Origin of the sequence: Kurthia massiliensis, from assembly GCF_000285555.1 — a bacterium.
GTDB lineage: Bacteria > Bacillota > Bacilli > Bacillales_A > Planococcaceae > Kurthia > Kurthia massiliensis.
In genome coordinates this window covers 194,875-207,473 of the sequence record NZ_HE611000.1, presented here as the reverse complement: position 1 = coordinate 207,473, position 12,599 = coordinate 194,875, and the positions used below count along the sequence as shown (strand labels likewise).

The 12,599-nt window shown below is 37.2% G+C and carries 13 protein-coding genes; 10 read left to right on the top strand and 3 right to left on the bottom strand.

What is annotated here, in order from left to right; genetic code table 11:
* Positions 1 to 20: 20 nt before the first annotated feature.
* Complete coding sequence (locus tag KMHG_RS12440) at positions 21 to 1,127, bottom strand: alpha/beta fold hydrolase (RefSeq protein ID WP_010289960.1); 1,107 nt, start codon at positions 1,125 to 1,127, stop codon at positions 21 to 23.
* 142 nt (positions 1,128 to 1,269) lie between these two features.
* Between KMHG_RS12440 and KMHG_RS12435 the strand changes: the two genes are divergently transcribed.
* Positions 1,270 to 1,755, top strand: coding sequence for a substrate-binding domain-containing protein (locus tag KMHG_RS12435; protein WP_010289959.1), 486 nt, complete (start codon positions 1,270 to 1,272; stop codon positions 1,753 to 1,755).
* A gap of 88 nt (positions 1,756 to 1,843) precedes the next feature.
* A complete protein-coding gene (locus KMHG_RS12430) occupies positions 1,844 to 2,395 on the top strand; it encodes a hypothetical protein (protein WP_010289958.1) in 552 nt (183 codons plus the stop codon).
* A 97-nt stretch (positions 2,396 to 2,492) separates the two neighbouring features.
* On the opposite strand, the gene KMHG_RS12425 is transcribed toward KMHG_RS12430, so the two are convergent.
* Positions 2,493 to 3,092 (bottom strand): DUF4166 domain-containing protein, encoded by a 600-nt coding sequence (locus KMHG_RS12425; RefSeq protein WP_010289957.1) that lies wholly within the window; start codon positions 3,090 to 3,092, stop codon positions 2,493 to 2,495.
* An 80-nt stretch (positions 3,093 to 3,172) separates the two neighbouring features.
* The gene (locus KMHG_RS19140; RefSeq protein WP_154647376.1) at positions 3,173 to 3,346 is read right to left on the bottom strand and encodes a hypothetical protein; all 174 of its coding nucleotides are present in this window, start codon (positions 3,344 to 3,346) and stop codon (positions 3,173 to 3,175) included.
* A 146-nt stretch (positions 3,347 to 3,492) separates the two neighbouring features.
* Here KMHG_RS19140 and KMHG_RS12415 point away from each other — a divergent pair, with 146 nt between their 5' ends.
* The 8 genes from KMHG_RS12415 to KMHG_RS12380 all read left to right on the top strand — a co-directional run bounded on the left by KMHG_RS12415 (position 3,493) and on the right by KMHG_RS12380 (position 12,333).
* Complete coding sequence (locus KMHG_RS12415) at positions 3,493 to 4,110, top strand: LysR family transcriptional regulator (RefSeq protein ID WP_010289956.1); 618 nt, start codon at positions 3,493 to 3,495, stop codon at positions 4,108 to 4,110.
* A complete protein-coding gene (locus tag KMHG_RS12410) occupies positions 4,107 to 4,496 on the top strand; it encodes a hypothetical protein (protein ID WP_010289955.1) in 390 nt (129 codons plus the stop codon). The genes KMHG_RS12415 and KMHG_RS12410 overlap by 4 nt, the downstream gene beginning before the upstream one ends.
* 125 nt (positions 4,497 to 4,621) lie before the next feature.
* On the top strand, positions 4,622 to 5,161 hold the full coding sequence (locus KMHG_RS12405; RefSeq protein WP_010289954.1) for an FmdE family protein: 540 nt from the start codon (positions 4,622 to 4,624) through the stop codon (positions 5,159 to 5,161).
* Between the two features lie 82 nt (positions 5,162 to 5,243).
* Complete coding sequence (locus KMHG_RS12400) at positions 5,244 to 6,698, top strand: transglutaminase domain-containing protein (RefSeq protein WP_010289953.1); 1,455 nt, start codon at positions 5,244 to 5,246, stop codon at positions 6,696 to 6,698.
* 160 nt (positions 6,699 to 6,858) lie between these two features.
* Positions 6,859 to 8,202, top strand: a complete 1,344-nt coding sequence (locus tag KMHG_RS18515) for a GGDEF domain-containing protein (RefSeq protein ID WP_010289952.1) — start codon at positions 6,859 to 6,861, stop codon at positions 8,200 to 8,202.
* Positions 8,199 to 9,656 carry a tetratricopeptide repeat-containing diguanylate cyclase gene (locus KMHG_RS12390; protein WP_010289950.1) on the top strand — a complete coding sequence of 486 codons (1,458 nt, stop codon included), beginning with the start codon at positions 8,199 to 8,201 and terminating at the stop codon, positions 9,654 to 9,656. The genes KMHG_RS18515 and KMHG_RS12390 overlap by 4 nt, the downstream gene beginning before the upstream one ends.
* A gap of 296 nt (positions 9,657 to 9,952) precedes the next feature.
* Positions 9,953 to 11,293 carry an LLM class flavin-dependent oxidoreductase gene (locus KMHG_RS12385; RefSeq protein WP_010289947.1) on the top strand — a complete coding sequence of 447 codons (1,341 nt, stop codon included), beginning with the start codon at positions 9,953 to 9,955 and terminating at the stop codon, positions 11,291 to 11,293.
* An 11-nt stretch (positions 11,294 to 11,304) separates the two neighbouring features.
* Positions 11,305 to 12,333 (top strand): ABC transporter substrate-binding protein, encoded by a 1,029-nt coding sequence (locus KMHG_RS12380; protein WP_010289946.1) that lies wholly within the window; start codon positions 11,305 to 11,307, stop codon positions 12,331 to 12,333.
* Positions 12,334 to 12,599 lie beyond the last annotated feature (266 nt).

Sequence of the window (12,599 nt, the reverse complement as noted above, 5' to 3'; positions counted from 1 at the left end):
GAAGCGATACCTGCTTTTTGTTATTCGATTGATACGTTCGTTGTGCCGATAAATTGTTTTAGCGTTGCTTCATATGGCGTCGTATCTAAAATGCCCGCCATATGTCCAAGTTTACTTTCATAGTGAAAATGTGTTGCTTCTTTTCCGAGCCCCTTTAACAGGTTGACGAATGAATCGTTATACGTTGAAGGCTGTAGTAAATCATCGTCACAAGAAATCATTAAAATCGGAGCTTTGAAGCGATTCGCTGCTTCAGCAAGTGAGCCACGATTGCGAGCTAAATCTTGTAGCATCGTCGCTTTACATGTGTAGTACCAATGTGTCGGTTCAAGAAGTGGTAATGTTTTGGCTAATGTGTCATGTAACGCTTGTTCATAGGTCGATGGCGCTTTTAACGACTTGTATGTTGCCTCATCTACATGAGGTCGTGGATAGTTTTGTTCGTAAAACGTCGATGTGAATGCCCCTGTGTTCATCATTTGAACAGCTAATTCTAATCCTGTCGTTGCTTCTTTTGATGGCCAAGCTGGGTCAAGTTCTAATACACGCATTGCGGGTTGCAAAACGGTTAACGATGTCCACGTTGGATTTTGCGCGTTCGTAATAACACCTGTAATGCGTTGGACGAAATCGGGATATTCACAGCCAAGCTCTAACACTTGGAACCCACCAGCAGATGCGCCAATCGCTAAATGCATTTGCGAAATGCCAAGTTGCGTCGTTAAAAATGCGTATGCAATTTTCGCCATATCACGATACGTAAAGACAGGGAACTGTAAGCCATACGGTTCATTTGTTTTCGGATTGATCGATAATGGCCCTGTCGTAATAATATGTCGGTTATGTGGGGCGACATTACAAATGTTATCGATGCTTACAACAAAAAATTCGTTTGTATCAATCGTTTTACCAGGACCAATCAGTGCGTCCCAATAGCCAGGCGTCGCATCTTGTTCATCATACTTTCCTGCCGCATGGCTACTCGCACTAAAATAATGCGCGACATAGATAACGTTGTCGCGTTTTTCATTTAATGTACCATACGTTTCATATCCTAGTGTAAGCGGAATCGTTTCACCATTTTCAAACGTGTAATCTAATTGAAAAGACTGTTTTTCGACGATCATCAACATTCCTCCTATAAATAAAAACTTTCTTAAGTTGAATACCCTTGAAAAGGAATATATAAATCTTTAATTGTAGTAAAAAGTTAATATAATCTAGTAAAAGTTAAAAAAGTCTAATTGAAATCGATTTCATTTAATTAGTTTGAATATTAAAATATTTGAAGCGTATCGCAATTTAATTGAACGTTCGCAAGCATTCAATCAACTAGCATTTATCGTATTATGTTGGATTACAGCAGTGTTATTACTCGGTACATATGGGTTTTCAGCAACGCTTATAAAACCAGTGAAGCAATTAACGACGGCGGCAAATGTATTAGCACAAGGGAAATTCGATACTACGATTGATGTGCTGCAATCGAAAGGGCTTGCGAAAAAAATTCCTGTTATCGGACAAGATGCAGACGCAGCAGGCATTCGAGCGATACGAGCCGGAAAGCAACTCGCTACGATTTATAAACCAATTGATTCGTTAGCGAAAGAAGCGGTGACGATTGCCCTGCAAATGGCAAAAGGCGAGCAAATTCAAGCGACACGTTATATCGATAACGGTAAAACGCTTATTCCATCTATTTTATTGACGCCAATTGTTGTAGATAAAGATAATATAGGGGTTGTTCATAAATAATATTTTTAAATAATAAGTAAAAATTATCTATTTATGGTAAAATATTTTTAGGTATATTATATCTAATTTTTTTATTGGAGTGATATGAATGAAATGGAAATCAATGTTTTTAGCTTTTTCTTTTGCAACAAGTACAATTACAGCAACTGCTGTTATACCCCATGCTACAACTGCTAGTGCAAAAACACTTTCTACTAGCGAAAAAAATCAGTATAAAAACGGTCAAATTCCTGGTAGTCAATTTAAAATCGGTACAACACTTAGTACGATAAAGAAAAAAGATAAGCACCCAGAAATTTATGATGGCGTTTACTATAAAGAAGATTTTATTTATCACTTTGATAAAACAAAAGTTAACAACAAAGATAAAGTTCAAATGGTAATAAAAAATAATGCAAAAGAAACATCAAATAATTTGAAGAAAGCATTTGGTAATCCAGTAGCTACTAAAAAGCTTTATAGTGGTGGAGAAGGAGATAAACTACCTCAAAGTATTTATAAGGCTGGAAAATATTATATTTTGCTAATGCAAGCAGAAGAAATGGAATCAGGTAAATATAAAAATATTATTATCGGCACAAAAACGAGTATGCAAAAATACGTAAAAAGCGAATGGAACTGGAAAGTAACATTAAAATAAATATACATCAAAAAATCGCTCTGTTAGAAAATATCATAGAGCGATTTTAATATGAGAACACATATTTTTATACGTATTTCTGATTACTTCTGAAATGCTAAGTTTTTTCATGGAATTCACCGGCATACATCATAATCGTACCTAGCAAATCATTAAATACTGTCGCATGTACAGTATAGACACCACGCGCGTCATCAAACCCATCTTCTACGATTGCCTTTCCTTTAAAAAAAGAAGGCATCGGTACGAGACCGAACAAGTGCTGAGCATTCGTACGGGTAATGAGTTTTCCTTCGTTTGTGACGTCTAATAATAGATTGGAGCGCATCATCGCAGGTTTGCCGAGCAAATCATAAGCATCGTTCGTGTTTAAATCGACACGTGTAATTGAATTAAATGCACGTGTCTTTTCAGGAAAATAAAAGTGACGTCCCCAATCGATATCATACGTATCATTTCCACGTGCTACACATTCGTGTACCATATCAAATGGAATATCTTTTCCTTGCTCTGGAAATAAAAAATCCATCAGTGGTGCAGCATAATAAAATGGCATCAACAATGGACTACCATGTTGAATCGTTGTCATCACACCTTCTGCACGAAATGCTTCGCCAGGTGCTGTATGATAGCGGTGTTGTAGTTTCGGATGAAGCTGATGAAACTTGTCACCGAGCAGTTGCGCATAAACAGACAATTTTAAAAACCTCCTTTATGCATTGATTCCCGCTTCATGCATCAAAAAATCCCAAAATCTTGTTGATTTTGGGATTTTCATTATTTCTTTTTACGGTCAAGCACAATGCGTACTGTTTCAGCAGCAAAGATTACGATAAGACCTAATATATAGTAAATCGTTAATTCACTGTGACCTTTTGATATGCTTAGGACACATAAGCCGACAATGATGAGTGTCATGACGGCTAAATAAATAATTCTCGTAAGAGGCATTATAACATCAGCTTTCTATCATTAATTTCGTTCTTATTATAGCATTTTCTTTTTTTTAGTGGAAAATGAATAGCTGTTTTATAAACTTTTGATTATAATTGATAGTGAGAATCAATTTCAATTAATGAGTTAAGGGGATTTTATCCATGCTTGATAAATTTAAAACGTTTGTTGCGCTTGCACAATATAAGTCGTTTACGCAAGCAGCACAACATTTATATTGTTCACAACCGACAATTAGCCAACATTTAAAGTTATTGGAAAAACATTATAATGCGCAACTAATGACACGTCGAAACGGAGAAGTTGTATTAACATCAAAAGGGGAGCAGTTTTTAACATATGCGAAAGAAATTTTAATGTTAAATGATCAATTAACAGAAAAAATGCAACGAACGGATGAGTCTTCTCATATGTCTGTGTACGTAAGCTATTACTTAGCGAATCATTTTTTTGACGAGTTGTTTTCATTTATCCATAATGACGAGCGCTATAGCTATGATATTCAAAGTGCGGATTATGCGACATTGAAAATGCACTTGCTGAATGAGAAAACAAACTTTGCGTTGATGCCTTATTATGCAGAAGATATAGAGATGAATGAACGCTTTACGGTTCATCCATTATTTGATGAGCCTTTCGTTTTAATCGTACCGAATGACCATCCACTCGTACAACGCAAAGTCATTTATACGAAAGATTTAAAAGATGAAAATGTCTTTTTACCGATGAGGTCAAACTTGAAGATGCTTCAAGTACGATGACCCGTAGTGAATATGCAGATTTCGTCGCTACACATGCAAGCGACAAACTTTCAGCAGGCACATTGATTGAGCAACTTGATTATGTGGAAGGCCCAACTAGTGAAATTGAAGCGGTAGCAGAAAAAAATGAACACTATGTGTTAACAATTGATGGCGAAAATTATACGTTAGCAGAACACCCGAACATCGACAACGATTCAACCGATCCGCGTGTATGGGAAGGTCAAACAGTGACGACTTCACTATTAACTAAACAAACTGTATCGGATCGAAAGGGCGGCGGGAGTGTATCAGACGAAGCAAAGCTACAGTACGTAGCTATTGGGGAGGCTGATGAAGTTGCAAAACAACAGAAAAACAAACAGAACATATTTCCGTACCTGTAGTAAATGAAAAAAATGCTGACGAAATAGAACAGTCATCATCTATCGGTTGGTGGATTGGTGGCGGTGCCATTGTCGTCATAGCGGCATTATTACTACTACGTACGAAGAAAAGAGGACAATAATTTATGGGTATTCAAATTTATGATCACGGTTATTTATTAGACATTAACTTCGAGGACATTCGCAAACTGCACGGTATTCGTGCTTATATGGCGATTGGTGTCGGTTACCGTGTTGTAGAAGTGGCATTGAAAGAACTAGGAAATGGCGAGATTTTATCACGTGAAGATTTACAAGTTATTTCAGGTCATGGTGGCCCTGGCTTCCGCGATGCGATTGAATTTGTGACACGTGCGAAAACACGCGGTCAATATACAGTAGATCCAACATATCCTGTAGCGCAATACGATCCACATCGTCCGACAGGTTACGTTTATATTTTCACAAATAAAAAACAACAATCTGTTCAAGTGTCATTAAATGAAGATTTCTTACCACCTATTTTTTATGATTATTTATTAAAAGGTCGTGAAGAATCATTTACACCAGAAGAGTATGAACATAATGAACAACTGAAAAAAGAACTTTGCTTCAAAGCATTAGAAATGAAGCAAGAAGATTTACTAACAGTGAAGCGCGTTCCAGTACCTACGATTCACCAATAAATCTATTAAAAGACAGAAGCGTCGATGCTTCTGTCTTTTTTGTATATAATAGAAAAGAATTTATAGAGAATGTAGGGGTATTATGCCAATTTATTTTGAATCATTACAAGCGTTTCAGGCGGCAGGCGGTCTGAAACAAACGACGATTACGGCGCAACAATTGTTACCCGCGCTCGTGACACATATGAAGCGCGGTGATCGCAAATTTTTGTTGTATATTAATGGACGTTTGCCGAAACCATTAAGTGCATTGTTACAAGATGCATTTGATATTTCACATTTGCAAGAACCATTTTATACACAGCATTGTGGACGTCAACAAAGCAGTTACGTCAGTGTATCGAAAAATCGTATTAAAATTGATTTTACGATGAGTTATCGCATGACACGCGATGAACATGCATGGGTGACTTCAGAAATTCAACGCGTTTTAGCGGAGATTATTGCACCACATATGAGTGATTTACAAAAAGTGATAGCCGTCCATGACTACATCGTTCGCAATCATCAATACGAAATGAATACGACCGGTTCACCGTTTACGGTCTATACGTTTATGCACGAAAAGCAAGGTGTTTGTATGGCGTATGCGTTATTGTTTGCGAAAATGATGGACGAATTAAACATCCCATGTCATTATGTCGTCGGTAAAGCGGACGGTGAGAGCAATTTAGGACATGCGTGGAATATGGTACAACTTGAAGGGCATTGGTATCATATCGATGCGACGTGGAACGATTTAGGCTCCAAAATGAAAAGTCATGACATTCGTTATCGCTATTTTTTACGTTCCGACCGTTTTATGGAGCGCGATCATCATTGGAATCATGACCATTATCCACAATGTTTAAGTGAGACGTATAAAGGTTTATCGAACGTATATGATGTGACATACGACGCGGATGCGATTTACTTCCCACATCCGAAACAGGCGCATCTTATGAAAATGGATATGCATACGCGTAAAACGACAACATTACTTCCTGCACGCGTACAATGTTGCACCGCTTTTGACGGTGATATTTACTTTAGCCATTTCGACGATGAGCGCTTTTTATATAAATGGACGAAAAATGGTGAAGCAGTATGCGTCGAACAACGCCCTGTTGCTTCGATTAAAAAGACGTTACACACATTTACTGTAAACTTTGAGGACGGCGCACCACTCACTTTCACAACAGAACAACAAACGACACAACGCGAAGTTGCTGCGCATGAAGTACAACTAACAGGATTTGGTACGAGTTGGTTCGGCACATACAAAGGAAAAGCACAACCGATTTTATTCAAAGGTGAACGTGTGTCACTATTAATTGAAGAACCACATAAACAACTAGCCGTCGATATTTTATGTCACCAAGCATTACAAGTAACGATAACGTCGAATAAAAAAACGATTACAACGGCTGAACCGATGTATTTAACAGTAGATAAAGGACTCATTTCTTCACTCGATATGCTCGAAATGCCGTATAAAGAGATCGAAAATAATATCATTTTTGCAATTTACACTGATACATGCATACTATTGCACTGAACGGGAAAAAGTATAATGTGATAAGTCACTGTTTTTAAACATTGTAAAAGCGCTAAATTACTATTTTTACTTGAAATGTAACGAAAATATATCTATATTAATTTATATACATAAAAGGTAAAAAAAGTATAAATAACACTAAATGGTAGGATGTGAGTCCATGAAACAGGCCGTTCAAGCATTACAATCGTATAAAGAAATGGAAGATTACACACGTTATTTTAAAGAAATGCCGCGTGTATTATCCCAATTGAAAAATGAAGAATGCTGGATGTTATTAATTGATACGGTGTTACAAGCTGTTGATGTTTATTTGACGATGAATAATAAAGTCGCTGCGACGAAATTGCTAACAGACTATAGCATATTTATCGTCAATAACGGCTCGGTACATCAGCGTATCGAATATTACTATTTGCTAGCAGCCACCTATGAAGGATTAGCGAATGCGGAAACGACACTACGCTATTTACAAAAAGCAAAGAAACTAGCAGAGCAATATCATATTATCGAGCCACTGCCTTATATTTATTATCATTTAAGTGTTTATTATGAATCTCTTGACGTTGAAAAGAGTGTAAGCTATGCGCATAAAAGTGTTGCAATGCATCAAACGCCGAAAGCGCAGTTGCAGTACATGAAGTTATTGTTAAAACAGCATCATCTTTCAACGACAGAGTCTCAATTAGAGTGGGGCGCACAATATTTTAAAGAACGTCCAATTAATCAAGATACGATTACATTTTGGCAAATTGAAGCGCAATATTTATGCGCAAGAGGGAAAGATAATGAAGCCTACACGTATTTAAAATCAAGACTTTCAGAAATTGCCCATCATAGTAAATGGTGTGAACTGTTATATGAAGATATTTGTTGTATTTCGAAACGATGTTACGATACTGCACAGTACATTGAAGACTTGAAAGCGAGTTTAGAAATGAAAAAGCGTGTACTGAAAACGGATAATCGTGAGCGTTTACAATTGTTAGAGCGTTATTTCGATGACACAGGTTTAAAAGAAATTGCTTGGCATGATCCACTTACATCTGTCCCGAATCGTCGTTATTTAGAAGACATTTATCCACAACTTCACGTCCCGTTTAGCGCCTTTTTATTAGATGTCGATCATTTTAAAACAATTAATGATACGGCTGGACATCTTATCGGTGATCAAGTATTGAAACAAATTGCACAAGCCATTCGAGCAGTATTGCCAACAGAAGGCACTCATTTCGTACGTTTAGGCGGCGATGAATTTTTTGGCATCGTATCTTTATCACCATCACAATTAAAAGCGCTTGCAAAAAAAATCATTGATGCTGTACAACATGTACATGTGTTAGCACATCATCAAACGATTGTCCCAACGATTAGCATGGGCATGTGTTACATGACTGAAAAACATACGTTAGAAGATACTATTCAGCACGCAGACAAAGCACTTTATGAAGCGAAAAAGAATGGCCGAAATCAATTTGTGCTGCAGAGTGAGGTGCTAGAATGATTAACTTTAAAAAAGCGATAGAAGAATATGAACAACATATTAAACATCAACCACTATCAGACGTGCAAGATTATTTAGAGGATTTGCAAAGACGTTTAGAACAGTTTGAGCAATATCAAGACATATGTGACGTCTATTATTTGAAAATGTCTCACTATTTTTGGAATGGTCAAACGTTGCGTGCGTTGGAAATTTATTTAGAACAGCGATTATTTATTGAGCAATATGCGAGTAAAATTATGCGTATTAAAATGCGTTATGCATCTTGTTTATTACTCGATTCATTAGGCTTTTACTATGACCATACAGATATATTAAAAGAGCTATTAAAAGAAGCAGAAATGCTAAAACTTCATGATTTGACGATTGATATTTATAACAACTTAGGCTATGAATATGAGCGCATTGAACAATATGACGAAGCAAAATATTACTACAAAGCGTGTATGAAATATTATGAGCAACATCCAATCAAACGCGATGTTAGTTATGTGTTGTCGATTTTAAATATTTGTCACGTCTATTTGAAAGAAAAAAATACGATTAGTGCGGCGTATTATTTAAATAAATTTGAGCGCCTACCATCAAAAGAGGTCGTATTTACACAATTGATTTATTTAGTACGTTCGATTCGTTATTATTTGTTAGTAGGAAACCTAGAGAATGCAAAACGATATGCAGAACGATTTTTATCGCTCGATTTAGAGTCGATTGAATATCATCTAATGCTGAATTATTTTGATAAAGTCGTCGCTGTTTATGAAGCACTTGGTAATCCAGAAATGGTTGCCTCTGTGCTAGAACGCGCGATTACGTATGCAGATAAGTTGAAGAGTCAGCGTATTCAGCAATACTGCACGCAACTTTATCAGATGGCACAAGAAGCCGAATTACTCGATGATTTGAAAAAAGATGTGTTGACGCAAGCGTATACACGCGCGAGTTTCGAAAAATTTGTATCACCACTGTTAAGTTTGCAAGCAGATGTGTACAAAGTGTTAGCTATCGTAGATATCGATTATTTTAAACAAATTAATGATACACATGGCCATATTGTCGGTGATGAGATGTTGAAAATGGTTAGTCAATGTGCGAACAGTTACCAACATGAAGCGATTAAAGGCAATACGCAAGTATTTGGTCGATACGGTGGCGATGAGTTTTGTTTTTATTTTGAAACGACAAAGCCACAAGAAGCGGAAGAAGTGTTACAACATTTCCATCAACAACTTTCATCTCAAAGTTATCAGACACAAACGTTAATATTGCCGTTGTCTGCGACGATTGGTGCGGTCTATAGTCGTCAAACGACGAAAACATTTGCCGATTGGTTAAAACGCGCAGATGATCGGTTATATGAAGCGAAAAATCATCGACGTGGCACATTAAACATAGAGCATTGGGAAGAAACGGTATTAAATACAGAGTCATTCAAAAAAGACGCACTACAATGAAGATTGTGGGACGTCTTTTTATATGAAAGCAACAATCCATATTTAATGACAATAATTCCTATAAAAATAGTTGACTTTGTAAAAAAATCCCTTTATTATAATTTTTAACTAGTTTATCTTTTCACATAACTAGCCGAAAATAATTGATATGCTCACTATACAAAATAGAGGCATTTATTTATCCCGTATAAATAAATGCCTCTATTTGTTTTACCGAGCAGAAGGCATCAAAGGGGGATTTATTTTTTTATCTTTAATACCAACTAAACGAGTATGAAAAATAGGAGTGAAGGAAAATGACAAAAAAACAAATGAAATTAGGATTATTTATTATGTTACCAGGACAACACGTAGCGAGCTGGCGCCACCCTGCAGCACAAAATGAGCGCATTTTCGATGTAGATTTTATTACAGACATCGCGAAAAAAGCGGAAGCGGCTAAATTCGATACGATTTTCTTCGCAGATGGCTTCAATACAGAACCAAATGCGAAAGCAGCGGGACAGTTGAAAATTGATCCACTTATTATTAATGCTGCGGTTTCTGCAGTTACAAAAAATATCGGTTTAATCGCAACAGCGACAACGACTTATAACGAGCCTTTCCACATTGCACGTAAATTTATCGGTATTGATCATTTATCAAAAGGGCGTGCAGGTTGGAATGTGGTGACATCAGCAAATCCACGCGAATCACTATTATTTGGTAAACCAAATCATTTAGCACACGCAGATCGCTATGAGCGCGCAGAAGAATTTGTAGATGTCGTGAAACAATTATGGCAGTCAGTTGAAAAAGAGGCATTGATTCATGATCAAGAAAGTGGTCAATATTTAGATCTTGATAAAATTCATACAGTCGACCATGAAGGAAAATGGTTCAATGTGAAAGGGACGTTAGATGCGCCCGCTTCTCCACAAGGCCATCCAGTCATTGTACAAGCAGGTTCATCAGAGGCAGGAAAAGAGCTAGCAGCGAAAACGGCAGAAGTTATCTTTACAGCGTGGACGAATTTAGAAGATGCACAAAAGTTTTATAAAGATGTAAAAGGACGTCTCGCAAAATATGGTCGTCAGCCAGAAGATTTAAAAATTATGCCAGGGACATTTATTACAGTGGCAAAAACAGAAGAAGAAGCGTTGGCGAAACGTGACGCGTTAAACGGTTATATTTTACCGGAAACGGGCTTGAAATATTTATCAAACGCATTAGGGATTGATGTAACAGGTTATGACGTAGAAGCACCTATTGATTCATTAATTTTACTAGATCCAGAAGATACAACGAACCCACAAATTCGTGCGAAACTAATTTTAGACTTAGCAGAGCGTAAACAATTAAAAACGTTACGTGAGCTTTATGAAAACATTGCAGGCGCACGTGGTCACCGTGAAATCGTCGGTACACCAGCGCAAATTGCCGATCAATTAGAAGAATGGTTCTTAAACGATGCTGCAGATGGCTTCAACATTCAACCACCATTATTCCCAGACAGCGTCGATGATATCGTTAATCTTGTCATTCCTGAATTACAACGCCGCGGTTTATTCCGTACAGAATATGAAGGCACAACATTACGTGAAAATTTAGGATTAAAAGTACCGGTTGCATTACACAAACAAGTTGAACAAGTATAGGAGGAATGTATATGAAAAAATTTGCCTCATTCGTATTATTTTCAGCATTAACAGTCGGCGGACTCGCAGGATGCAGTTCTAGCGATGAACAAGCTGCCGCAAATGAGCAAGATAAAGTACTACAATATCAAGGTTCGCCGAATACAGTGACATTTCCAGAGTTAGCAGAAGTATTAGGATACTTAGACGACTTAAAACTCGACAACATTGGTGCTTTAACAGGGGGACCAGAATCTATTCAAATTACAAGTGTCGGTGAAACCGATTTCGGTACAGCCTTTAATGGTGCGATTGTCAAAGCCGCTTCTAAAGGAGCACCTATTGAGTCAGTCGTCGGTTCATATGGAAGTGATAAGAATACATACTATGGTGTGTATACATTAGACAAAACGACGATTAAAAGCGCGAAAGATTTTATTGGTAAAAAAATTGGCGTGAATACGCTCGGTGCACATGCGGAATTTTTTATTAGAGATTATTTACGACAAGAAGGCTTAACAGATAAAGAAATTGAGCAAGTACAGCTTGTAGTCGTACCAGCCTCAAATGCAGAACAGTCTTTACGAAATGAACAATTAGAAGCGGTTGTTTTAAATGGTATTGGACGTGACTTAGCACTAGAAAGAGGCGGTATTCAAGAAGTATTTAGTGATGTTGATGTGTTCGGCACAGAATTCACAGCGGGCTCTTACTTCTTCACAGAAGATTACATTAAAGAAAATCCAGATACGGTAAAAACATTTGTGAACGGTGTTGCCAAAGCGATCGAATGGGCACGCAACTCACCGAAAGAAGAAGTAATCGAAAAATATACAGAAATCGTTGGTGCACGTGAAGGTGAATCGACAGATAAACTGAAATACTTTAAAAGTACAGGTATTGCCGAAGAAGGTGGCGTCATTAAAGAAAATGAGTTTGATATTTGGATCGACTGGCTTGAAAAAAATGGCGAGTTGAAAGAAGGACAGGTGAAAGCGACTGACTTTTACACGAATGAATACAATGAGTATGCAAAAAAAGACTCCAGCCAAAAAGACTAGAGCCTACCCAATTATTTAGAGCTGCGCGAACAGCTTAAATATATTCTGTGAGTCACAGGGCAGAAAAGACGGTGCGCGAACGCCGTCTTTTTCTATTGCTGATTATATCATAAGTTATTTTAACCGTTCCATGCTCATTTCATTTTTTTGCCTTCAATCACATCTAAAAACGCATCGGCATGTTCATTTTTAACGACGTTGCCATCAAAATCAGTGTAATCCAGAATGACCGCGATCACTTTCTCAATCTCCATGTCTTCGTCAAT

Bases quoted from the DNA above. Each gene is read 5' to 3' on its own strand.
- KMHG_RS12410 (WP_010289955.1), top strand. From the start codon at position 4,107: ATGACCCGTAGTGAATATGCAGATTTCGTCGCTACACATGCAAGCGAC.
- KMHG_RS18515 (WP_010289952.1), top strand. From the start codon at position 6,859: ATGAAACAGGCCGTTCAAGCATTACAATCGTATAAAGAAATGGAAGAT.
- KMHG_RS12400 (WP_010289953.1), top strand. From the start codon at position 5,244: ATGCCAATTTATTTTGAATCATTACAAGCGTTTCAGGCGGCAGGCGGT.
- KMHG_RS12390 (WP_010289950.1), top strand. From the start codon at position 8,199: ATGATTAACTTTAAAAAAGCGATAGAAGAATATGAACAACATATTAAA.
- KMHG_RS12415 (WP_010289956.1), top strand. From the start codon at position 3,493: ATGCTTGATAAATTTAAAACGTTTGTTGCGCTTGCACAATATAAGTCG.
- KMHG_RS12430 (WP_010289958.1), top strand. From the start codon at position 1,844: ATGAAATGGAAATCAATGTTTTTAGCTTTTTCTTTTGCAACAAGTACA.
- KMHG_RS12380 (WP_010289946.1), top strand. From the start codon at position 11,305: ATGAAAAAATTTGCCTCATTCGTATTATTTTCAGCATTAACAGTCGGC.
- KMHG_RS19140 (WP_154647376.1), bottom strand. From the start codon at position 3,346: ATGCCTCTTACGAGAATTATTTATTTAGCCGTCATGACACTCATCATT.
- KMHG_RS12440 (WP_010289960.1), bottom strand. From the start codon at position 1,127: ATGATCGTCGAAAAACAGTCTTTTCAATTAGATTACACGTTTGAAAAT.
- KMHG_RS12405 (WP_010289954.1), top strand. From the start codon at position 4,622: ATGGGTATTCAAATTTATGATCACGGTTATTTATTAGACATTAACTTC.
- KMHG_RS12385 (WP_010289947.1), top strand. From the start codon at position 9,953: ATGACAAAAAAACAAATGAAATTAGGATTATTTATTATGTTACCAGGA.